This window comes from Cnuibacter sp. UC19_7, from assembly GCF_042699995.1.
GTDB lineage: Bacteria > Actinomycetota > Actinomycetes > Actinomycetales > Microbacteriaceae > Cnuibacter.
The window spans coordinates 2,493,647-2,514,344 of sequence record NZ_CP170560.1; the positions used below are offsets into that span (position 1 = coordinate 2,493,647).

The following is a 20,698-nucleotide window of genomic DNA, read 5'->3' on the forward strand; positions in this document are numbered from 1 at the left end:
ATGCGCATCGCCGTCACCGGAGCCTCCGGCCGAGTGGGCCGTGCCGTCGCCGCGGAGCTGGTCTCGCGCGGGCACGAGGTCGTCGGGCTCGACCTCGTGCCTCCCCGCACCCCGCTCGACGGGGTCGAGTACCTCGTGGGCGACCTGTCCGACCTCCCGGTCGCCGATCCCCGCCTCGCCGGGGTCGAGGCGGTCGCGCACCTCGGCGCCTACATGTCATGGTCACCCGCCGACGCGGAGCGGATCCTCGCGGCCAACACCGACGCCACCGCGCACCTCGTGCGGGCGCTCGAGGGTTCGGCGGTGCGGCGCTTCGTGCTCGCCAGCACCGGGGAGGTGTACCCCGAGAACGCCCCGCAGTACCAGCCGCTCGACGAGGACCACCCCCGGCTGCCCACCACCTGGTACGGGTTGAGCAAGGTGCTGGCGGAGGAGGTCGTCGCCTTCGCCGGACGCACCCTCGGCTGGGCGACCGTGGTGCTGCGCTTCTCGCACACCCAGGATCCGGCCGAGCTGCTCGACCCCGACTCGTTCTTCTCGGGCCCGCGGTTCTTCGCCTCGCGGCGCCTCGCCCGCGAGCGCGCGGCGGGGAACACCGCCGTGGTGGCGGCGCTCGAGCCGTTCGCCGGCGACGACTCGACCCTGCTCGTCGCCTCCCGCGAGGATGGGGCGCCCGTGCAGATGGGCATCCTCGGCACGCCCGACCTCGCCCACGGCGTGGTGCTCGCCCTCGAAGCGGAGACCACGGGCCACGAGGTCGTCGGCCTCGGTCCGGACGAGCCGCTCGACCTCGGTGCCTTCGCGCGTGATCTCGCCGCCGCCGCGGGCCTCGGCACGGTCGACGTGGTGCTGCCGGTCTCGGCGCCGAGTTACACGACGTCGAATGCGCGCGCCCGAGAGCTGCTGGGCTTCGCGCCCCGCCTCGCGCGCGCGGACCTCATCCGCCTCGCCGTCGCCGCCCGCACCGAGCGGCTTGCCGCCGCCGGTGCCTCCACGCCCCGATAGCGCGGCCTCCTCGCCGTCGCTTCGACACCGGATACGCGCAACCCCGTCGATATAGGCGGGCGCTTCCCGATGTTCCGTGTCGAAGCGACGGCATCAGCGCGGCGCGGTGGCGCCGCCCCCCGGGGCCGGGAGGCGGGGCGTGCGGCGCAGTCGCGCGAGCTGTCCCGTTTTCAGGAGCTGCGCCCGCATTCCCGGCCGAACGTCCTGAATACCGGCGATCCGGGCCAGTCGTCCTGAAAACGGGCGCCCGGGATGGCCGCAGCGGCCGGAACGGCGACGTCCGGCAGGCGACGTGCGGCAGGCGACGTCCGGCAGGCGACGTGCGGCAGGCCCAGGCCCAGGGCCGCAGGCCTCCGGCCGGTCGGTGTGGCGGGAGCCGGCGCAGCGACGTGCGGCAGGCGGCCGCCGCCGCGGCCGGACCCTACGCGCCGGAGGGCGCCGGGGGAGGAGCGGTGAGCCCGCGGGTGCCGTGGGGGCCGCCGAGCGCACCCGGCGTCCGCGGCCCGTCGGCCGGGGGCGCGTCCGGGGGCGTGGCCGACCGCGCGACATCGCCCCCCGCGGGCGCGGGCGCGGTCTCCGCCACCAGGTCGCGCGACCGGGCGCGGGTGGCCGCGACGATCGCGAGCGCCAGCCCGATCAGCGCGAACACCAGGAGCACGAGCGCCTCCTGCAGCACCGACGTCAGCGAGCCGCCGGTCGCGAGCAGCTGCATGCCCGTGATGGCGTGCGACAGGGGCAGCACCGTGGCGAGCCCGGTGTAGGCCGGCGAGCTCAGCCCGGCCGGGATCACCACCGCGGCCGCGACCACCTGCACCACCACCAGCGCGAGCGACAGGATGCGCCCACCCTGCCCGAGGAGCGCCACGAGTCCCTGGTGGAGCATCACGAACGCCACCGCCATCACGAACGTGAAGACGACCGAGCCGACGAGATGCGCCGGACGGACCCCCACCGCGAGCAGGATCGCCGCCACGAGCGCCGCCTGTCCCGCCCCGAGGATCAGCGGCCAGCGCAGCGCCGACACCACGACGCGCAGAGTGGATGCGGTGGACAGCAGCGCCGACCGCGTGAACGGCATGAGCACCAGGTACAGCACGAGCGCGCCGATCCAGAGCGCGACGGGCACCGCCACCGCCGCGATCGCCGCACCCCGCACCCGGGAGAGCCGACACGTCGGACGTGGTCGACACGACGGGCTGAGCCACGACGGTCGCGACCGACTTCGCCTTGTCGGGGGTGTACGTGGGGATCTGCCCGACCGCCTGATTGAGGCCGGTGGCGAGTCCGCTCATGCCGGTGGCGATCTGGCTCGCGCCGCTCGTGAGCTGGTCGCTGCCGGTGGCCAGCTGACCGAGCCCCTCGGCGAGACCCGCGGTGCCCGTGGCGATGCCCGCCGCCCCGGTCGCCGCACCCTGCAGCCCGGTGCTGAGCTGCGGGAGGTCGTTGGCGAACTCCCGCGCGCCGCCGGTCACCAGACCGGAGCCGTACTCGAGCACATCGCCACCGAGACTCCCGAATGCCAGGCCTCCGGAGATCAGCACGGCGTCTGCGGTCGTGCCGTCGATGCTCGTGGCGACAGCGTCGAGCTGCTGCGCCGTGGTGGGGTCGGCCTGACGGATCCGGTTCGCTATGTCTCTCAGCTGCGCCGCCTGCGCCGCCTGATCGGCCGCGAGCGCGCCCACCTGCTGCGACTTCTCGGTCACACCGTCGCGCAGCAGCCCGATGCCGCTCGTGACCAGGGAGCTCCCGTCGGCCAGGTACCCGGCGTACGTGGGCAGGTCGGCGGTCGCGGTCGCGATCGTCTGCATCACGCCGGCGTAGGTCTGCACGCCCTTGTTCAGCTCGGCGGCGCCGTCGGAGGCCTTGTGGAGGTTCGTCGCCAGCTCGCCGGCGCCCGAGGCGAGCTGCCCCTGGAGGCCCGCCAGCTGCTCCGCGCCGCTCGCCGCGGGCTGCAGCGAGGTCTGGATGGTGGTGAAGCCGCCGAGCGTGGTCTGCACGAACTGCTCGGTCACCGAGCTCGACAGCGCCATCTGCAGGTTCACCGACAGGGCGGAGGCGAGGAGCTCGCCCACGTAGCTGCCCGCGCCGTTGGTCTGCACCTGGAGCTGCGACTGCACGGGATCGCTGCTCGACAGCGACACGTACGACTGCGAGAAGTCGCTCGGGATGGTGACGACCGCGCTGAACCGACCCGAGGCGAGGCCGTCGGATGCGGTCGCTGCGTCGGTCACCGTCCAGTCGAAGCCGGTGGCCGAGCCGCTCGACGTGAGCTGGCTGACGAGCAGCTTGCCCGCGAGCACCGGGGTCTCGGTGCCGTTCTGGTCGATCTTGACGAGCTGGTCGTCGTTGACGATCGCGGCGGGCAGCACCGTCGGGCTCGACTGGGAGCCTCGATCGGATGCCTGGATGGCCGACACCGAGACGCCCGCCACCACGAGAGGGGTGAGCACGGCGAGCACGAGGACGACCGTGCGGGCGAACGGGGAGAGGGCGCGCAGGTCTCCGCGACGGGTGAGTGCCTTCAAGCGGTTCATGCCGTCACCTCCTCTCTGCTGTCGTCCGATCCGATCCTTCCCTGCGCCTGCCCTTCCGAGGGTGGTGCGGGCCGGGTCTGTGGAGAGATCGACGGTGGCGGCGAGAGGTGCAGGACCCGAACCTCCCGGCCGAGCACGGCCCACCTGTCGGCGTCGGATGCGCGGGTCGCCACCACGATCGTGGTGGAGAGCGAGACGGCTCGGTCGATCGCGGCCAGGTCCGAGCTCGTCCCGGACCCCATCGGCCCGCTGAGGTCGACGGCGACCAGCGCGGCTCGCCTCGGCAGCGCCCCCAGCGCATCCGACGACAGACCCGACCGGGCGGGTCGGGCCGCATCCTCGGAGTCGTCGAGCACCAGCGCGGCCTCGCGGCGGAGCCTGTTCGCCGAGTAGGGCAGCGGATGCGCGAGCACGACGGCGTGGCCCGACTCGACGTGCTGCCGACCGGTGAGGGCCGCGGCCACCGCGAGCGGATCGGTGCCCTCGGCCCCGATCACGACGACCACGTCACCGGGGCCGGCCGTCACGGTCAGCGGGCCGGATCCGGAACCCGCGACCACCGCATCCTCCAGCGCGATCACGAAGTCCGGCTGGTCCGGAGCGGTCGGCACGAGAGCCGCCTCCTCAGCACCCGCGAGCAGACCGTCGATGCCGTCGACGGGCTCCTCAGCCGGCGCCACAGCACCCGAACCCGCAGCGGCACCAGCGACAGGACCCGCGTCCGCAGCACCCGCATCCCCAGCACCCGCTCCGGCGGCGGAAGCGCCGAGCCCGACAGCACCAGCACCACCAGCCCCCGCGGGCCGCCACGCGGCGGCGGCGAGCATGTGCCGCACCCGCTCGCCCTCGAGGTCGACGTCGGGCAGCACCCGCGCGAGCCGCGTCGGCAGCGCCCAGGCGAGCCTCCCGAGCAGCATCATCAGCGCCGGGATCAGCGTCATCCGCACGACGAACGCGTCGAGGAAGACGCCCGCCGCGAGCGCGAGCGCGATGGGTTGCAGGATCGCGTTGCCTCCGGGCACGAACGACGCGAACACGGCGAACATGATGCAGGCCGCCGCGGTGACCACGCGCGCCGCCCCGGAGAAGCCCTCGATGACGGCCCGGTGGGGGTCGCCGTGCTCGACGAACTCCTCGCGCATCTTGGAGACGAGGAAGACCTCGTAGTCCATCGCGAGGCCGAAGAGCACCGCCATCACGAGGATCGGCATGAAGCTGATGACGGGCCCGACCTTGGCGACGGTGAGCGCGTCGGCCAGCCACCCCCACTCGAAGATCGCCGTCGTCACGCCGAACGAGGCGACGACCGAGAGCAGGTATCCGACGGTCGCGGTGAGCGGCACGGCGAGGGATCGGAAGACGATCGTCAGCAGCACGATGCAGAGGCCGACCACGACGAGCGCGAAGGGGAGGAGCGCGTTCGAGAGCCTCTCGGACACGTCGATCCCGAGCGCGGTCTGGCCGGTCACCTGGTAGGAGAACCCGTTCGCGTCGTCGAACGCGGCAGCCCTGTCGCGCATGGTCTGCACCAGCTGCACGGTCTGCTCGCTGTCGGGCGACGAGTCGGGGATGATCGACACGATCGCCATGTCGGCCGTGGCGTTGGGGATGGCCTGGCTGACCGAGGCGACGTCGGGCAGGCCGGCGAACTCGTCGTGGAGCGCGGTGAGCGCCTGGTTGATCTCGAGGGTCTTGCTGATGTCGGCGGTGACGAGGAGCGGGCCGTTGAAGCCGGGCCCGAATCCCTGCGTGAGCAGGTCGTAGCCCTCACGCGACTCCGAGCCGGGTGGGTTGTAGCCCGCATCCGGGAGGGTCAGGCGCATCTGCGTGGCGGGCACGGCGAGGATGAGGAGGCCCAGCACCGTCGCGACCACCGTGATGATGGGTCGCGCGGTGATGAGGTTCACCCACCGCCGGGCGAGTGTCGGACGGGCATCGTGGCCGGCGAGCTCGCGCTTGGCGGCCCGCGAGGTGGCCTTGGGGATGAGCCGACGCCCGAACAGGGCGAGGAGCGCGGGCAGGAGCGTCACCGCCACGACCACGGCGAACACCACGGCGATCGCGGCGCCGATGCCCATGACCGTGAGGAACGGGATCTGCACCACCGCGAGCCCGAGGAGGGCGATGATGACGGTGAGCCCGGCGAACACCACCGCGCTGCCGGCGGTCGCCACCGCCATCGCGATCGACTCGCGGACCGGGATGCCCCGCGCCAGTTGGGACCGATGGCGCGACACGATGAAGAGGGCATAGTCGATGCCCACAGCGAGCCCGAGCATCGTCGCCAGCAGGGGAGCGGTCGCCGAGATGGTGGCGAAGCCCGAGGCGATCGTGATCGACGTCGTCGCCAGGCCCACCCCGATCAGCGCGGTGACCAGCGGCATCCCGGCGGCCAGCAACGATCCGAAGGTGATGACGAGCACGATGAAGGCCACGACGAGGCCTACCGCCTCCGTGTAGTCGACTCCCGCCTCCGGCGGATCGGTGACCCCGGCGAAGCCGACCGTCACTCCCCCCGTCGCGGCGATGTCGCCGGCCGAGACGATCGCGCTGGTGTCGGCCTGGGTGAGGGATGTGGAGGGCACGTCGTACTGGACGGTGGCGTAGGCCATCGACCCGTTCGACGCGATCTGCGCGTCAGCGCCCTGATCCCACGGGCCGGTGACCATGGAGACGTGGTCGAGCGTCTTCAGCTGCGCGATCGAGTCATCGATCTGCGACTCGAACTGCGAGATCTGCTGACCCTGCGGGGCGACGTAGATGACCTTGGATGCGGCTCCGCTGGCCTGAGGGAAGCGCTGCTGGAGCATGTCGAGCGCGTTCTGCGACTGCGTGCCCGGGATGGTGAACGAGGAGACGAGCGTGCCGCCCAACAGCTGAGCACCGCCGACGGCGAGGCCGAGGATGAGGATCCAGCCCACGATGACCAGGATGTGGAAGCGTGCGGCGAATGCGCCTACGCGGTAGAGCAGTGTCGCCATCGGATCGGGTCCCCTCCGAATGGCAACAGTAGCGGCAACGCGAACGCCCCGTCGGGTGTTGACCCGAACGGGGCGTCTGCGCTCCAGCGATCAGTGACTGATCAGTACGTGGTGTACGTGGCGTTGGAGGCGACGAGCGCCACGCCCGCGATGATGTAGATGATCGTGAACGCGATGGCCACGAAGCCGATGATGATGCCGGCGATCGCGAGACCGCGACCCTTCTCACCGGTCTTCTTGATCTGCGACAGGGCGATGAAGCCGACGATGATGCCACCCAGCGAGATGAAGAACGACAGGATGAACCCGACGATCGCCAGGGTGTTGTACTTGGCCTCGCCGTAGGGTGCGGCGGTGCCGTACTGCGGCTGGTTGTAGGCGGGCGGCTGCTGCTCGGTCATGTCGTTCCCCTTTGTCAGGCCCGTCTCGGGCTCGTCGTCTCGCCCTGGATGGGCCGTGCATCACTATGGCAGGGGTGGTAGTGGACCGCAACGGACGATGACACTCGGGGTCTCGTCGGTTCAGCTCGGGTAGCCGGCACTTCCTACGGCCGCGGCAAAGAGGCCGACGACGAGGATGAGCATCAGAAGTCCGAATCCGGTGACCACGAAACCGACGATCGTGCCCGCGATGGCGAGCCCTCGACCGCGGTTTCCCGTGCGCTTGATCCGCGAGAGCGCGACCAGGCCGAGGATCGCGCCCACGACCGCGCCGACCGCGAGGAAGGTGAGGAAGAAGCCCAGGATCGCGGCCCCGCCCGCGACGCTGATCGAGGCGATGGCGAGCGGCTCGTAGGGCGGCAGCTGCGGATAGGGGCTGTACGGGGATCCGTACCGCTGCGGCTGACCGTACTGCGGCTGCTGACCGTAGGGCTGCTGCGGGTACGCCTGAGGCGCGGGCGGCTGCTGCCCGTACGGCTGCGGCGCACTCAGCGGAGGCGCGGGCGGGGCGTACGGCTGCGCAGGCGCGGCCGCCCCGGCCGGAGGCGCAGGCGGCACCGGAGGCGCGGGCGGCGCCGGAGGCACGGCCGCCCCCGCGGGCGGCGCAGGCGGCAGCGGCGGCACCGCCGCGGATGGAACCTCCGTCGACTCCTCGTTCCCCTGCTGCGCGTCGGTCATCGCCAACCCCCTGTCTCCCCGGCCCCCGATCGGACCGTCTCGCAGACTAGCACCGGCATCCGCGCCGCCCCGAGAGCGCCGCGGATCAGCTCGCGGCGGGTTCGCGCGACCGGCGCATGAACTCGAGCACGTCGCGGTCGACGATGATGTCGCTCGGCCGCAGCGGCCGGGTGAGGTACAGGCCCTCGAGCGACGTGAGCCGACTCAGCGCCACGTACGTCTGCCCCGCGCTGAAGACGCGCGGCCCGAGGTCGACCACGGCCTTCTCGTAGGTCTGCCCCTGCGACTTGTGGATGGTCACCGCCCACGCCAGCCGCAGCGGGAACTGCGTGAACTCGCCCACGACGTCCTTCGTGAGCTGCTTCGACTCGGCCGAGTAGGAGTAGCGGTACTTCTCCCAGGCGACGGGCTCGACCTCGTGCTCCTCGTCGTCGACCTCCACCCGCACCTTGGTGCCGTCGATCCGCGTCACGGTGCCGACCGTGCCGTTGACCCAGCGGGAGTCGGCGTCGTTGCGCAGGAACATGACCTGGGCGCCGGTCTTGAGCTGCAGCTCGACGTCGGCGGGGTACGCGCGCCCCCCGAAGTCGCCGCTGAGCTCGGCCTTCGCCGTGAGGACACGACCCGGCAGGCGCTCGAGCGACGCCTTGTTGATGCGGGTCACCGCGTCGTTCCGGGTGGCGAGGGTGATCGTGCCGTCTTCGGGCGGGGTGCGAGCACCCGCGCCGTTCAGCACGTCGGCGATGTCCTTCGTCACCTGGCCGAACCGGACGGCGTTCAGCATGTACCGGAACTGGTCGTCGTTCTGCCGGTGCACCTGGGTGAGCTCGACGATCCGCAGCGGCGTCTGCTGCCAGACCACGGCGTCGAAGAACCACATCGACCGATACCGGTCGGCGAAGTACGCCCGCTCCTCGCTGTCGCCGGGCACCGGGGGCAGCTGATAGGGATCGCCGAACAGCACGATCTGCACGCCGCCGAACGGCTCGAGCTTGCGGTGGCGGGCGATCCGGAGCGACCGGTCGATCGCATCCATCAGGTCGGCGTTGACCATCGACACCTCGTCGATGACCAGGGTGTCGATGGTGTTGAGCACCTTGCGCACGTCGGCGCGGAGCTCGATCTCGTGATCGGCGATCAGCCCGATCGGCAGCCCGAACAGCGAGTGGATCGTCTGCCCGCCCACGTTGAGCGCCGCCACCCCGGTGGGTGCGCTGATGACGATCTGCTTCTCGGTGTTCCACGAGAGGTGGTTGAGGAGCGTCGACTTCCCGGTGCCGGCTCGGCCGGTGACGAGCACGTGCTCGCGGGTGCCCTCGATGAGGTCGAACACCCGCTGCTGCTCCTCAGACAGGGGCGGACGATCCATGACTGGCCTTTCGGGATGCGAGTACCCAGGCTACCCGCCCGGGCAGCCGCGACGACCCCCGTTCCCTAGACTGTGGACATGAGCTTGTCGTCCACAGGCGAGCAGGGTGCTCGCCGACGCACGCTGCTCATCTGGGGCGGCATCGGCGCTCTGCTCCTCGTCGCGTTCAGCGCCTCGGTCGGCGCGATGGCGCGCGAGACCTACAGCCCCGAGGCCTTCGTCCGCGAGTACCTCGACGCCCTCGCCCGGCACGACGTCGACGCGGCCCTCGGCATGCCCGGGGTGGTGCTCACCTCGAGCGACGAACCGGGGACCGGCGCCGCCTCCCTGTTGCAGGCGGATGCGCTGGGCTCGCTCAGCGATGTCTCGCTCGTCAGCGACGTGGAGATCGCCCCCGACCGGTACCGTCTGGTCTTCAGCTACAGCCTGGTCGGCTCCGATAGGCACGTCACCGACGGCCGTTCCGAGTTCGACGTCGTGCGCAGCGGGTCCAGCGCTCTCGTCTTCCCCACCTGGTCGTTCGCGAAGTCGCCGATCGCCTCCGCCACGGTCACCGTGGCCCACGCGTCGACGTTCACGGCGGGCGCCGCCGAGATCGACACCGGCGATCCCTCCGCGTTCCACGCGAGCGGCTCGTACGAGGTGCTCGTGCCCGGGATGTACGTGCTCTCGCACAGCGGCGACTTCCTCGGTGCCAAGAGCATCGGCATGGCGGCGACCGCGCCGCTCAGCTCCATCAGCGCCATCGTCGACGTGCAGCCCAAGCTCGCCCTGGTGAACGCCGTGCAGGACTCCGTCAACACGTTCCTCGACGCCTGCGCGACGCAGACCGTGCTCTATCCGCCCGGCTGCCCCTTCGGCCTCGCGGTCGACAACCGCATCATCGGCTCGCCGCAGTGGAGCATCGAGCAGTATCCGACGATCTCGATCATCGCGGGCCAGTCGTCGTGGGTGGTGCCCTCGAACAGCGGATCCGCGCACGTCACGGTGGGGGAGCGCTCGCTCTACGACGGCTCCGAATCCACGATCGACGAGTCGGTGCCCTTCACGGTCACCTTCACCCTCACCGTCGAGCCCGACGGCACCGTCACCTTCGCCCAGCGCTGAGGCTCACGCAGGTCCGGCCGATCCCTCACCAGCCGGGCGGTGCGGCGAACCCGATCAGCCCGGCCTGGGTCAGCAGCCGGGCGAACTCGATCGTGGCCCGGTCGCCGAGTCGCGGTCCCACGATCTGCGCGCCGAGGGGAAGACCCGCGCTGTCGAGACCCACGGGCACAATCGTCGCGGGCACACGGTGGGTGTTCACCAGGGCGCTCCACGCCGAGGTGATCGGCCCCGCCGGATGACGGATGCCGTCGATGTCGTAGAGCCGCTCGCCCTGGGGCCCCTCGTCGAGCAGCGGGGCGCTGCCGAAGGTGGGTGGCGCGATCACCAGCGCGCCGGCGAGGCGGCGGTCCCACTCCTCCGAGAGCTCGAACTGCTCCTCGACGTCCGCCCACGAAGCGGGCGACCCGGCGGTGCCGTACGAGAGCTCTCCCGCCACCAGTCGGCCGAAGAGCTGCACGACGCCGGGCCAGTCGGTCTTCAGCTCGGCGACCCTGGCGCCCGCATCCGAGATGCCGTCGGCGAGGCGGGCGACCGCATCCCCCTGCTCCCGGGTGGTGGGTGCGGATGCGTCGGACCAGACGAGCACGCGGGTGTCGCGCAGAGTGGTCGCGGCTGCCGGCGAGAGCGAGGGCGAGGGCTCACCGTGCGTCGCCGGTCCGGCGAGGATGCCGAGAAGCAGGGCGAGATCATCCGCTGAGCGAGCTATCGGGCCGCTCAGCGACAGCGGCGGCTCGAGCCGCGACCCGAGCGGACGGGGCAGATGCCCGCGCTTCGAGATCACCCCGTGGCTCGGGACGTGCCCGAACACCCCGCTCCACGCGCTGGGCACGCGGATCGATCCCGCCAGATCGCTGCCCAGATCGGCCGCCGAGAGCCCCGCCGCCACCGCGGCCGCGGATCCGCCCGAGGAGCCTCCCGGGGTCCGTGCCCGGTCCCACGGATTGCGCGTCACGCCGTACAGCTCGCTGCGCGTCTGGTGATCGCCGAGCTCGTCGGGCACGTTGGTCTTCCCGAGGATGACCGCGCCCGCCGCCCGGAGCCGGCGCACCGCCGGGGCGTCCTCCACCGGTGACAGCCGAGACGAGACACGGCCGTCGGATGCGGGCATCCCGGCCACGGCGAAGGAGTCCTTCACCGTCATCGGCAGTCCACCGAGGGGGCCCGTGTCCTCGCCCGCCGCACGCCGGGCATCGACGACCCGGGCCTCAGCGAGCGCCCGGTCGCGGTCGACGACCACGACCGCGTTCACCTCGTCGCCGCGGCGCTCGATGAGGTCGAGATGGGCCGACACCAACTCCACGGCAGAGACCTCGCCGGCGGCGAGCATCCGCAACGCCGTGGTGGCGTCGGCGACGATCACCGGCTGCCGTCTCGGGCCGAGAGCTTCTCGAGCATCGCGTTGTACTCCGAGAGCTCGGCGTTGTTGTTCCGGTCGGCCGCACGGTCCTTGCGCTTGGCCTCCTTCTTGTCGCTCAGGCTCCATTGCACGGCCACGACCACGGCGAGGAGGAAGGTGGGGATCTCGCCCACGCTCCAGGCGACCCCGCCGCCGTTCTGCTGGTCGACGAGCGCGCTCGGCCCCCACGTGCGGCCCATCGCGCCGAACCAGTCGGCCATCAGCAGCCCGGTGCCGCTCATCAGCGCCAGGCCGAAGAAGGCGTGGAACGCCATGGTCGCCAGCAGCAGCAGGAGCCGGAACGGATACGGCAGCTTGTACGGCACCGGGTCGATGCCGATCAGCGCCTGCACGAAGAGGTACCCGACGATGAGGAAGTGCACGATCATCCACTCGTGACCGATGTGGTCGACGGTGGCCCAGCGGAACAGGGGCGTGTAGTAGAACGCCACGAGCGAGGTGGCGAACAGCACGCCGGCCACGATCGGGTTGGCGATGACGGTCGCCACCCGCGAGTGGACGGCGAGGAGGATCCACTCGCGGATGCCGCGGGTGCCGTCGGAACGCTTGTCGATGGCGCGCAGGGCGAGCGTGACCGGGCCTGCGGGCACGAGGAGCAGCGGCACCATCATGCTCAGCGTCATGTGCCCGAACATGTGCACGCTGAACAGGTACTTCTCGTAGACGTTGAGCCCGCCGTTCGTCACCCAGAACAGCAAGAGCATGCCGGCGACCCAGAGGACGGCGCGGTACCAGGGCCAGGAGTCTCCGCGGCGACGCAGCTTGATCACGCCGGCCAGGTAGAACGCGATCCCGAGGCCGCAGACGAGCAGCCACAGCAGGTCGATGTTCCACGACGTGAGGTACGTCGCGAACGACGGCTCGGGCGGCAGGGGCTCGCCGGTGAGGATCTGCGCCGGCGTCTGCACGACCGGCACCTCCTGCGACACGGGGGTCGCGGTGCGCCCGAGCGCCGCCGCGAAGCCGGTCGCTATGCCCATGAACACCATCTCGACGGCGACGAGCCACCAGAAGTACCCCCGGTGGCCCGTGCGGTCGAGCCTGCGGACGAGGAACGTGCGGTGGAGGGCGCCGATGACGCCGAGGGCGATGAGCGCGCCGGCCTTCACCAGCACGAGGACACCATAGGAGCTGGCCAGTTGGTCGAGCGTGCCGATCCGCAGCTGGGCGCTGACGTAACCGGAGAGGGCGACGACGATGAAGCAGATCAGCGCTACGGCCGAGTACCGCGACACCGCGGCGACCAGGTCGAGCGTCTCGAGGCGGCGACTCAGCAGCGCCAGCACGAGGAGTCCGCCGAGCCAGGCGGCCGCGAAGATGATGTGCAGAGCCAGCGCGGTGACCGCGGCGTCATGGCCCGAGGTGCCCGAGGCGTGGCCCTGCTGCGCCATGGGGACGAGCGCCGCCGCGGAGAGCAGGCCCACGAAGAACAACGCGGTCTGGTTGCGGACCGCGAAGCACAGCACGGTGAGCACCGCGCCGAGGAGCGTGGTCCAGAGCCAGGCCTGGCCGAGGGCGATCTGCGTGAGGAACTGGCCGAGGCCCTGCGAGAAGCTGTCGTCGAAGCTGACCGTGCGGGCGGTCACGCTGAGGTAGTTGAAGAAGCCCGTCACCGCCGCCGACACCGTGAACAGCGCCGAGGCCGCCGCCGCGATGTCGAGCGCCTTGCCGTACTCGTCGCTGCCCGCGCGGAACACGAAGAGCGCCATGCCGAGTGCGCCGATCATCCCGGCGGCCGCGATGTTCACGACCATCTGCGCCACGGGGAGCCCATAGCGGACGACGGCTCCTGGATCCTGCAGCAGCTGCGGCGCGGCCGCGCCGCCCACGGCGAGAGCGATCAGGAGTGCGGCGAACGACGCGACCACCAACGCGGCGGGCGCGACGATCCTCACGACTCGTGTCACCCGACAAGCGTACGCGCCCCATCCTGAGCGCCTGCCCCCGCGAGCGCACACGGCGCCGGCGGAGATGCGCACACGGGCCGGGGATGCAGAAAGGGCGCCGACCGTGAGGTCGACGCCCTTTCCGAGAAGTCGGGGACTTACTTGGCAGCAGCCTTCAGCTTCGAGCCCGCCGAGATCTTGACCGAGTGACCGGCCGGGATCTCGATGGTGGCGCCGGTCTGCGGGTTGCGGCCGGTGCGGGCGGCACGCTCGGTGCGCTCGACGGCGATCCAGCCCGGGATGGTGACCTTGGTGCCGCTGGAGACGGAGTCGGCCAGGGTCGAGAACAGACCGTCGAGCACGTCGTTGACAGCGGACTGGGTCTGACCCGAAGCGGCGGCGACGGCTGCGACGAGCTCGGTCTTGTTGAGTGACTTATCAGCCATGGGTGTCCTCCTCGGACCTTCTTCGCTACCGACCGGTAGCTCCCTGATTGATACAGGCGGTCGGGAACGACCGCCTGTAACCTACCAGCTGGACTTGGTGATGCCCGGCAACTCGCCACGGTGAGCCATGTCGCGGAAGCGCACACGGGAGATGCCGAACTTCGTCAGCACTCCACGGGGGCGTCCGTCGATGGCGTCGCGGCTGCGGACGCGAGCCGGCGAGGCGTTGCGGGGGAGCTTCTGCAGACCGAGGCGGGCGGCCTCGCGCTCCTCGTCGGTGCTGGTGGGGCTCACGAGAGCCTTCTTCAGCTCGAGGCGACGCGCGGCGTAGCGGTCGACGATCACCTTGCGCTGCTCGTTGCGCGCGATCTTGCTCTTCTTGGCCATTGTTTACCGCTCCTCTCGGAAGTCGACGTGCTTGCGGATCACCGGGTCGTACTTCTTGAGCACGAGGCGATCGGGGTCGTTGCGACGGTTCTTCTTCGTCACGTAGGTGTAGCCGGTGCCCGCGGTGGAGCGGAGCTTGATGATCGGCCGGATGTCCTGCTGCTTAGCCATTAGATCTTCACCCCACGAGCGAGAATGTCCTTCACGACGGACTCGATGCCGCGGGCGTCGATGACCTTGATGCCCTTGGCGGAGACGTTGAGCGTCACGTTACGACGCAGCGAGGGGACGTAGTAGGTCTTCTTCTGCACGTTCGGGTCGAACCGCCGCTTGGTGCGACGGTGCGAGTGCGAGATGTTGTGACCGAAGCCGGGAACGGCTCCTGTCACCTGGCACACTGCTGCCACTGTTTCCTCCATTTGGTTACCGTGAAGACGAGTGCCTTCACCCAAGATGACTTGTCGGCGAGCGGGCCGTTGCCCTGCTCACAATGGGCGGAGGATTCCACCCAACCTTCCTAGGGTACGTGACGGGCCCGGATCCGACAAGTCAGCGGCCGAATGGGGTGGGTCAGCGCTGCGGCGGAACGCAGGCCGAGCAGAACCCGAAGATGTCGACCACGTGCTCGGGCCGGCTGAAGCCGTGCAGCTTCGCGGTGCGCTGCGCCCACTCCTCGACCTCGTCGGCCTCGATCTCGACGGTGAGCCCGCAGCTGCGGCAGATGAGGTGGTGGTGATGGGCCAGCGAGCAGGCGCGGTAGAGCGCCTCGCCCTCGGGCGACTGCAGCGAGTCGGCCTCGCCCTCCTGCGCGAGGTCGTTCAGCGCGCGGTAGACGGTGGCCAGGCCGATCTGCGATCCGGAGCCCTTGAGCGAGGAGTGGAGAGTCTGGGCGCTGACGAAGCCGATCTGCGATCCGAGCGCCGATCGCACGGCCTCCCGCTGCCAGGTGTTGCGCTTCATGCCCTCTCCGTCCTCCGCTACAACGGTAGCGCGGGTCGGCTGGGGGTGAGCCGTCTGCCGTCACGCCCTCGGCGGACGCGCTCGACTATGCGGCAGACGACGTAGATGAGGAACGAGATCGTCGTGACGTACGGGCTGATCGGCACGGACGAGCCGAGGGCGAGCAGGATGCCGCCCACCAGCGATCCGACCGCGAAGAGCGTGGAGAGCAGCGGCACGACCACGGGCGACTTCGACAGGCGGAGCGCTGCCGCGGCCGGCGTGACGAGCACCGAGAGCACGAGGAGCGACCCCACGATCTGCACCGAGACCGCGACCGCCAGACCGAGCAGGAGCATGAACCAGATCGACATGGCGCGGGTGGGCACGCCGCGGGCGGCCGCGACGTCGGCATCGACGCTGGAGAACGTGAGCGGACGCCAGGTGAGCAGGAGTCCGGCCACGACGATCGCGGAGATGATGATCAGCGAGTTCAGCCGGGGATCGTCGACCGCCACGATCTGCCCGGTGAGCAACCCGAACTTGTTGGCCGAGCGGCCGGGATAGAGAGCCAGGCACAGGATGCCGAGGCCCAGCCCGAAGGGCATGAGCACGGCGATGATCGAGTTGCGATCGCGAGCACGGGCGCCCAGGATCCCGATGAGCAGAGCCGCGACGATGGAGCCCGCCAGCGCTCCCTCGACCACCCCGACGCCGAACAGCAGCCCCGCGGCGGCCCCGGCGAACGAGAGCTCGCTGATGCCGTGCACTGCAAACGCCATGTCGCGCGACATGACGAACACCCCGATGAGGCCGCCCACCAGGCCCAGCACGGCGCCCGCGATGATCGAGTTGTGCAGCAGCGCCAGCAGCTGACCGTAGTCGCTGAAGTCGAAGATCTGCGACCAGATGTCGTCCATCACTCCACCTCGTCGTCGTGGTGGTGGTCGTGGCCCGCATCCGGAGTGCCGACCACGATGACGCGCCCCCGGGTGCGGATGACGTCGACCGGGGATCCGTACAGCTCGGAGAGCACGTCACTGCGGAGCACCTCATCCGGCGGCCCGATGCGGAAGCCCCCGCCCGCCAGGTAGAGCACGCGGTCGACGAAGGCGAGCACCGGGTTGATGTCGTGCGTCACGAAGAGCACGCCCATCTGCCGGGCCTGCCGCTGGCGGTCGATCAGCTCGCTCACGCCGCGCTGATGGGCGAGGTCGAGCGAGAGCAGCGGCTCGTCGCAGAGCAGCAGGCGCGGCTCTCCCGCGAGCGCCTGCCCGATGCGGAGGCGCTGCTGCTCGCCACCGGACAGGCTGGAGACGCCGGCGTCGGCGTAGCCCTCCGCCCCGACCTCGGCGAGCAGGGCGTCGACGCGGGCTCGCCGCGAGCGCGAGGGGAGTGGCAGGCCGAACCGGTGCCCGTCGATGCCGAGCGCGACGAGGTCGCGCGCGCGAAGCGGGGTCCCGTCGTCGGCGAGCTTCTGCTGCGGCACGTAGCCGATCCGGCGATCGCCGCGCCGGGCCGGCCGGCCGAGGAACTCGATCGAGCCCTCCGTGAGCGGCTGCTGGCCGAGCACGGCGCGGAGGAGGCTCGTCTTGCCCGATCCGTTCGCCCCGAGCACCGCGATGAACTCGCCCGGCTCGACGTCGAGGTCGAGGCCCGACCAGAGCCGGCGCGGGCCGTAGGCGAGCGCACCGTCGCGGATGCGCAGCACGGGAGTCGCGGCCGGCCCAGTCATCGCGCCAGCGCCTCCGTGATGAGATCGAGGTTCGCCTTCATCCAGGTGAAGTAGTCCTCGTCCTTCGGCAGGGTCTCGGAGAGCGCCACCGTCGGCGTCCCCGCGTTCTTCGCGTTCTCGACCAGGGCGTTCGCCTGCGCGGTCGGCGTCTGGGTGTCGTGCACCACCAGCTCGACGGTCCCGCCGGTGGCGAGCTCGATCGCCTGGAGGAACTCGTCGGGCGGGATCTCGCCACCGCGCTCGACCGCATCCTGCAGGCCCGGCGGGGTGGCGTCGACGAGGCCGATCGCGTCGAGCATGAAGAGCGCGAGCGGCTCGGTCGCGAGGAACCGCTGACCGCGGTAGCTCTCGGCGAGATCCTCCTCCGCGGACGCGAGGGCGGCGAGCTGGCTCTTCGCGCTGGTGGCGTTGGCCGTGAACACCGCGGCGTCGTCGGGGTCGAGGTCGCCGAAGCGGTCGGCCAGCGCGTCGACCAGGCGCTCCATCGTGGGGACGTCGTACCAGAGGTGCTCGTTGAGACCCGCGGCCGGGTATCCGGATACATCGGCCACCGACACCATCACGGGGCTCGAGCCGCCGGCCTCCACCATCTGCGGGAGGAAGTCGTCGTAGCCGCCGCCGTTCGCGATGACGAGGTCGGCGTCCTTCACGGCGAGCTGGTCCCGGGCGCTGGCCTCGAACTCGTGCGGATCCTTCGTGGGGCTGTCGATGAGGCTCGTCACCGCCACCTGGTCACCGCCGACGGCGGTCGCGAGGCTGCCGTACACGTCGGTGGAGGCCACGACCGAGAGCGACGCCGGAGCGCCGGTGCCCACCGTCATGGTCGCGGCCGGCACGCTCGTGCAGCCGGTGAGAGCCGCGGCCGCCGCGAGCACTCCGGCGACCACGAGCGCGCGCGCCCGCCGACGTGGGCGAGCACGATTCGGGGTCACGACCCCCGACTCTAATCACCTGAGAACGGTTATCAAAATCTCTGTGATCCCGGCCCCGCGGATGCGCGGCGCGGCCGCAGTGCCAGGCGGGTCTGCGTCTGCGCCGCGCCGCCTTCTCTCTTCACCAGCCTGAGAAGACCGTCGAGCGCGGCCGTGTCGCGCGTGTGGACTCGGAGCAGGTAGTCGTACGGCCCTGTCACGTGGACCGCGTCGAGGATCTCGCGGACATCCGACGCCCACTCCAGGAACTCCTCCGAGTCGCGGTCGGTGTCGAGGCGCACATCGACGAACGCCTCGAGCCCGCTCACCTCGTCGGGCGCGTCGGTGCCGAGGATCGCCTGGTACCCGGTGATCACCCCGCTCCTCTCCAGGCGACGGACCCTCACCGCTGCAGCGTTGGTGCTCAGCCCGATCTCGCGGCCGAGCGCACTGAACGAAGCACGCCCATTCGCGCGCAGAACCCGGATGATCTGCTCGTCGATCGCATCCATGTGGTGAATGCTCTCATGCCACAGTGTTTTCGGTCAGGGCGTCCGGTGGTCACTCCCGACACTCGGATGCATGGACCTCTTCGCCGCACTCGGCGCGGGCCTCCTCGCCGGCCTCGCCCTCGTGCTGCCGCTCGGCGCCATCGGCGTGCTCCTGCTCCGGGAGGGCGCCACCTGCGGGTTGGCGCGCGGCGCGGCCGCCGCCCTCGCGGTGGCCGCCGTCGACGTCCTCTACTGCGCCGCCGCCGTCGCGATCGGCACCGCATCCGCCCCGCTGGTCGCCACGTGGGCCCCCTGGCCGCAGGTCCTCGGTGGCGCGGCCCTGCTGGCGATCGCCGCGCGCGGTTTCGCCCATGCATCTCGCACGCCCACGGCGGAGGAGGGCGCGGGCCCGTGCCCGCACTCATCGCGCTCGGGCCGCCGGTTCATCCTCTTCGTCGGCCTCACCGCGATCAACCCGGCGACTCTGCTCTACTTCACCGCGATGGTCGCAGGCCCGACCGCAGTTGCCTCATCCCCATCCGCAGCCGCCTTCTTCATCGCGGGCGTGGGCCTGGCCTCAGCGACGTGGCAACTCCTCCTGGTCGCCGCAGGAGCGCTGGTGAGCCGAACGGCGGGGCCGAGGTTCGCCCGGGCGACCACCCTGATCGGCAACACCGCGGTAGCCGCCCTCGGCGCCCTGATGATCGCCGAAGCGATCACCCGCATCCCCTCGTGAGCGTGCCCCGGCCGTCGGCCGGCGTCCGTTCTCAGGACCGACGACGAAGTTCGCCCGTTCTCAGGACGATCTGTCCTGAAAACGGACGTACCTCCTGAAAACAGCCCGGTGCGCGCCCGAGAGAGGGCGCCCCGAGTGCGGCCCGCCTCACGAGCACTCACACCCCCACCAGCACTCACGCCCCCACCAACACTCACGCCCGAGCCTCACGGGCTGAGGAAGCGGCGGCGTGTACGTCGCTTCCTCAGCAGACCCGCGGCTCAACGCGAGCTTGCGCGGCAGATCGCAGTGGACGCCGCAGGGGCGGCGGCGGCCCCGACAAGCACCGTGGCGGCGGCCTAATCAAGCAGCAGCGCAGGCTCCTCGAGGATGGAGGCGACGTCGGCGACGAAGCGGCTCGCGACGTCGCCGTCGACCACGCGGTGGTCGAAGCTCGCGCCGACGGTGGTGACGTACCGGGGCCGCACCTCGCCGTCGACGACCCAGGGCCGCTGCTTGATCGTGCCGAGCGCGATGATCCCGACCTCGCCGGGGTTGAGGATCGGGGTGCCGGTGTCCATCCCGAACACACCGATGTTCGTGATCGTGATGGTGCCGTTGGCCTGATCGGCGGGGGTGGTGCGGCCCTCGCGCGCGGTCTGGGTGAGCTGCTGCAGCGATTCGGCGAGGAGGCGCAGCGACATGTCGTGCGCATCCTTGATGTTGGGCACGATGAGTCCGCGCGGGGTCGCTGCCGCGATGCCGAGGTTGACGTAGTTGCGGACGATGATCTCCTGGTCGGTCCAGGCGGAGTTCACCATCGGGTTGCGGCGGACGGCCCAGATGACGGCCTTGGCCATCATGAGCAGGGGCGACACCTTGATGCCGGCGAAGTCGGGCGACGTCTTGAGCCGCTGCACGTACTCCATGGTTCGGGTGGCGTCGACGTCGACGAAGAGGCTGACGTGCGGGGCCTGGAAGGCGCTGGTCGTCATGGCCTGGGCGATCTGCTTGCGCACGCCCTTCACGGGGATGCGCTCCTCGCGCACGGGCGCCCACTGCGGGGTCTCGATGTTCTGGAACACCTTGGCCTGGTCGGCGTGGAGGATGATGTCCTCCCGCGTGACCTCGCCGCCGGGACCGGTCGGCGCGACCTCTTCGAGCACGACGCCGAGGTCCTTCGCGAGCTTCCGGATGGGGGGCTTCGCGAGCACGGGCATGCCGGGCACGGGCTGATGGCGACCCGGCCGGGCGCGGGGTCCGCTCTCGTCCTCGCCGATGGCGCGGATGGTCACCTTGCCGCGGCCGGCGCGACGGCTGGTGACGCTTCCGTGGTTGCCGTAGCCGACGAGCACGGAGCCGCCGCCGACCTCCTCCTCGGGCGTGACGACGGGGGCCTCCTCGCCGTCGACCGCGTCGACCGTGATGAGGGCGGTGCCGACGTCGACGGTGGTGCCCTCCTCGACGAGGATGCCGGAGACCACTCCCGCGAACGGCGAGGGGAGCTCGACGAGAGACTTGGCGGTCTCGATCTCGACGATGACCTGGTTGATCTCGACCGGGTCGCCGGGGGCGACCTTCCAGGCGACGATCTCGGCCTCGGTGAGTCCCTCGCCGACGTCCGGGAGGTGGAACTGGGTGCTGCTCATGCGGATCC

The 20,698-nt window shown here is 70.9% G+C and carries 20 protein-coding genes and 1 pseudogene; 3 read left to right on the forward strand and 18 right to left on the reverse strand.

Features of this window, described 5'->3' with window-relative positions:
* The gene (locus ACFJGV_RS11890) at positions 1 to 1,005 is read left to right on the forward strand and encodes an NAD-dependent epimerase/dehydratase family protein (RefSeq protein WP_378144157.1); all 1,005 of its coding nucleotides are present in this window, start codon (positions 1 to 3) and stop codon (positions 1,003 to 1,005) included.
* Positions 1,006 to 1,426: 421 nt separating this feature from the next.
* On the opposite strand, the gene ACFJGV_RS11895 is transcribed toward ACFJGV_RS11890, so the two are convergent.
* The 6 genes and pseudogenes from ACFJGV_RS11895 to ACFJGV_RS11920 all read right to left on the reverse strand — a co-directional run bounded on the left by ACFJGV_RS11895 (position 1,427) and on the right by ACFJGV_RS11920 (position 9,007).
* Positions 1,427 to 2,161, reverse strand: a complete 735-nt coding sequence (locus ACFJGV_RS11895; RefSeq protein ID WP_378148710.1) for a YhgE/Pip family protein — start codon at positions 2,159 to 2,161, stop codon at positions 1,427 to 1,429.
* A 145-nt stretch (positions 2,162 to 2,306) separates the two neighbouring features.
* A pseudogene (locus ACFJGV_RS11900) lies at positions 2,307 to 3,539 on the reverse strand (YhgE/Pip domain-containing protein); the annotation flags it as partial.
* Positions 3,536 to 6,520: an MMPL family transporter gene (locus ACFJGV_RS11905; protein WP_378144158.1), complete on the reverse strand. Its 2,985-nt coding sequence runs from the start codon at positions 6,518 to 6,520 to the stop codon at positions 3,536 to 3,538. The pseudogene ACFJGV_RS11900 and the gene ACFJGV_RS11905, both read right to left, overlap by 4 nt.
* A gap of 101 nt (positions 6,521 to 6,621) precedes the next feature.
* Positions 6,622 to 6,921, reverse strand: a complete 300-nt coding sequence (locus ACFJGV_RS11910) for a DUF4190 domain-containing protein (protein ID WP_378144160.1) — start codon at positions 6,919 to 6,921, stop codon at positions 6,622 to 6,624.
* A gap of 120 nt (positions 6,922 to 7,041) precedes the next feature.
* Positions 7,042 to 7,638, reverse strand: coding sequence for a DUF4190 domain-containing protein (locus tag ACFJGV_RS11915; protein WP_378144161.1), 597 nt, complete (start codon positions 7,636 to 7,638; stop codon positions 7,042 to 7,044).
* Between the two features lie 85 nt (positions 7,639 to 7,723).
* Entirely contained in the window at positions 7,724 to 9,007 is a 1,284-nt protein-coding gene (locus ACFJGV_RS11920; protein ID WP_378144162.1) for an ATP-dependent RecD-like DNA helicase, read from the reverse strand.
* Between the two features lie 78 nt (positions 9,008 to 9,085).
* Between ACFJGV_RS11920 and ACFJGV_RS11925 the strand changes: the two genes are divergently transcribed.
* Positions 9,086 to 10,114, forward strand: a complete 1,029-nt coding sequence (locus ACFJGV_RS11925; protein WP_378144163.1) for a hypothetical protein — start codon at positions 9,086 to 9,088, stop codon at positions 10,112 to 10,114.
* A gap of 25 nt (positions 10,115 to 10,139) precedes the next feature.
* Here ACFJGV_RS11925 and ACFJGV_RS11930 read toward each other — a convergent pair whose 3' ends face one another.
* From ACFJGV_RS11930 to ACFJGV_RS11980, 11 genes are all read right to left on the reverse strand, one after another.
* Positions 10,140 to 11,474 carry an amidase family protein gene (locus tag ACFJGV_RS11930; protein ID WP_378144164.1) on the reverse strand — a complete coding sequence of 445 codons (1,335 nt, stop codon included), beginning with the start codon at positions 11,472 to 11,474 and terminating at the stop codon, positions 10,140 to 10,142.
* Complete coding sequence (locus ACFJGV_RS11935) at positions 11,471 to 13,438, reverse strand: cytochrome c oxidase assembly protein (protein WP_378144165.1); 1,968 nt, start codon at positions 13,436 to 13,438, stop codon at positions 11,471 to 11,473. Before ACFJGV_RS11935 ends, ACFJGV_RS11930 begins: the two co-directional genes overlap by 4 nt.
* Before the next feature lie 137 nt (positions 13,439 to 13,575).
* Entirely contained in the window at positions 13,576 to 13,863 is a 288-nt protein-coding gene (locus tag ACFJGV_RS11940; RefSeq protein ID WP_378144167.1) for an HU family DNA-binding protein, read from the reverse strand.
* A gap of 81 nt (positions 13,864 to 13,944) precedes the next feature.
* Positions 13,945 to 14,250 carry a 30S ribosomal protein S14 gene (gene rpsN, locus ACFJGV_RS11945; protein WP_378144168.1) on the reverse strand — a complete coding sequence of 102 codons (306 nt, stop codon included), beginning with the start codon at positions 14,248 to 14,250 and terminating at the stop codon, positions 13,945 to 13,947.
* 3 nt (positions 14,251 to 14,253) lie between these two features.
* Positions 14,254 to 14,421 carry a 50S ribosomal protein L33 gene (rpmG, locus tag ACFJGV_RS11950; RefSeq protein ID WP_085021186.1) on the reverse strand — a complete coding sequence of 56 codons (168 nt, stop codon included), beginning with the start codon at positions 14,419 to 14,421 and terminating at the stop codon, positions 14,254 to 14,256.
* Positions 14,421 to 14,657 carry a 50S ribosomal protein L28 gene (rpmB, locus tag ACFJGV_RS11955; protein ID WP_259540340.1) on the reverse strand — a complete coding sequence of 79 codons (237 nt, stop codon included), beginning with the start codon at positions 14,655 to 14,657 and terminating at the stop codon, positions 14,421 to 14,423. Before rpmB ends, rpmG begins: the two co-directional genes overlap by 1 nt.
* A gap of 163 nt (positions 14,658 to 14,820) precedes the next feature.
* Positions 14,821 to 15,210 (reverse strand): Fur family transcriptional regulator, encoded by a 390-nt coding sequence (locus ACFJGV_RS11960; protein ID WP_085021187.1) that lies wholly within the window; start codon positions 15,208 to 15,210, stop codon positions 14,821 to 14,823.
* 17 nt (positions 15,211 to 15,227) lie between these two features.
* Positions 15,228 to 16,109, reverse strand: a complete 882-nt coding sequence (locus ACFJGV_RS11965) for a metal ABC transporter permease (protein ID WP_378144169.1) — start codon at positions 16,107 to 16,109, stop codon at positions 15,228 to 15,230.
* On the reverse strand, positions 16,109 to 16,924 hold the full coding sequence (locus tag ACFJGV_RS11970; RefSeq protein WP_378144170.1) for a metal ABC transporter ATP-binding protein: 816 nt from the start codon (positions 16,922 to 16,924) through the stop codon (positions 16,109 to 16,111). The genes ACFJGV_RS11965 and ACFJGV_RS11970 overlap by 1 nt, the downstream gene beginning before the upstream one ends.
* The gene (locus ACFJGV_RS11975; protein WP_378144171.1) at positions 16,921 to 17,856 is read right to left on the reverse strand and encodes a metal ABC transporter solute-binding protein, Zn/Mn family; all 936 of its coding nucleotides are present in this window, start codon (positions 17,854 to 17,856) and stop codon (positions 16,921 to 16,923) included. The genes ACFJGV_RS11970 and ACFJGV_RS11975 overlap by 4 nt, the downstream gene beginning before the upstream one ends.
* 32 nt (positions 17,857 to 17,888) lie before the next feature.
* Positions 17,889 to 18,347, reverse strand: coding sequence for an Lrp/AsnC family transcriptional regulator (locus tag ACFJGV_RS11980; protein WP_378144172.1), 459 nt, complete (start codon positions 18,345 to 18,347; stop codon positions 17,889 to 17,891).
* Positions 18,348 to 18,417: 70 nt separating this feature from the next.
* Here ACFJGV_RS11980 and ACFJGV_RS11985 point away from each other — a divergent pair, with 70 nt between their 5' ends.
* Complete coding sequence (locus ACFJGV_RS11985) at positions 18,418 to 19,062, forward strand: hypothetical protein (protein ID WP_378144173.1); 645 nt, start codon at positions 18,418 to 18,420, stop codon at positions 19,060 to 19,062.
* A 338-nt stretch (positions 19,063 to 19,400) separates the two neighbouring features.
* Here the strand turns inward: ACFJGV_RS11985 and ACFJGV_RS11990 are convergent, their stop codons facing one another.
* Positions 19,401 to 20,690, reverse strand: a complete 1,290-nt coding sequence (locus ACFJGV_RS11990; RefSeq protein WP_378144174.1) for a dihydrolipoamide acetyltransferase family protein — start codon at positions 20,688 to 20,690, stop codon at positions 19,401 to 19,403.
* Between the last annotated feature and the right edge of the window lie 8 nt (positions 20,691 to 20,698).

Coding starts and splice junctions, on each gene's coding strand:
- ACFJGV_RS11890 (WP_378144157.1), top strand. CDS start 1: ATGCGCATCGCCGTCACCGGAGCCTCCGGCCGAGTGGGCCGTGCCGTC.
- ACFJGV_RS11905 (WP_378144158.1), bottom strand. CDS start 6,520: ATGGCGACACTGCTCTACCGCGTAGGCGCATTCGCCGCACGCTTCCAC.
- ACFJGV_RS11910 (WP_378144160.1), bottom strand. CDS start 6,921: ATGACCGAGCAGCAGCCGCCCGCCTACAACCAGCCGCAGTACGGCACC.
- ACFJGV_RS11915 (WP_378144161.1), bottom strand. CDS start 7,638: ATGACCGACGCGCAGCAGGGGAACGAGGAGTCGACGGAGGTTCCATCC.
- ACFJGV_RS11920 (WP_378144162.1), bottom strand. CDS start 9,007: ATGGATCGTCCGCCCCTGTCTGAGGAGCAGCAGCGGGTGTTCGACCTC.
- ACFJGV_RS11925 (WP_378144163.1), top strand. CDS start 9,086: ATGAGCTTGTCGTCCACAGGCGAGCAGGGTGCTCGCCGACGCACGCTG.
- ACFJGV_RS11940 (WP_378144167.1), bottom strand. CDS start 13,863: ATGGCTGATAAGTCACTCAACAAGACCGAGCTCGTCGCAGCCGTCGCC.
- rpsN (WP_378144168.1), bottom strand. CDS start 14,250: ATGGCCAAGAAGAGCAAGATCGCGCGCAACGAGCAGCGCAAGGTGATC.
- rpmG (WP_085021186.1), bottom strand. CDS start 14,421: ATGGCTAAGCAGCAGGACATCCGGCCGATCATCAAGCTCCGCTCCACC.
- ACFJGV_RS11960 (WP_085021187.1), bottom strand. CDS start 15,210: ATGAAGCGCAACACCTGGCAGCGGGAGGCCGTGCGATCGGCGCTCGGA.
- ACFJGV_RS11965 (WP_378144169.1), bottom strand. CDS start 16,109: ATGGACGACATCTGGTCGCAGATCTTCGACTTCAGCGACTACGGTCAG.
- ACFJGV_RS11970 (WP_378144170.1), bottom strand. CDS start 16,924: ATGACTGGGCCGGCCGCGACTCCCGTGCTGCGCATCCGCGACGGTGCG.
- ACFJGV_RS11980 (WP_378144172.1), bottom strand. CDS start 18,347: ATGGATGCGATCGACGAGCAGATCATCCGGGTTCTGCGCGCGAATGGG.
- ACFJGV_RS11985 (WP_378144173.1), top strand. CDS start 18,418: ATGGACCTCTTCGCCGCACTCGGCGCGGGCCTCCTCGCCGGCCTCGCC.
- ACFJGV_RS11990 (WP_378144174.1), bottom strand. CDS start 20,690: ATGAGCAGCACCCAGTTCCACCTCCCGGACGTCGGCGAGGGACTCACC.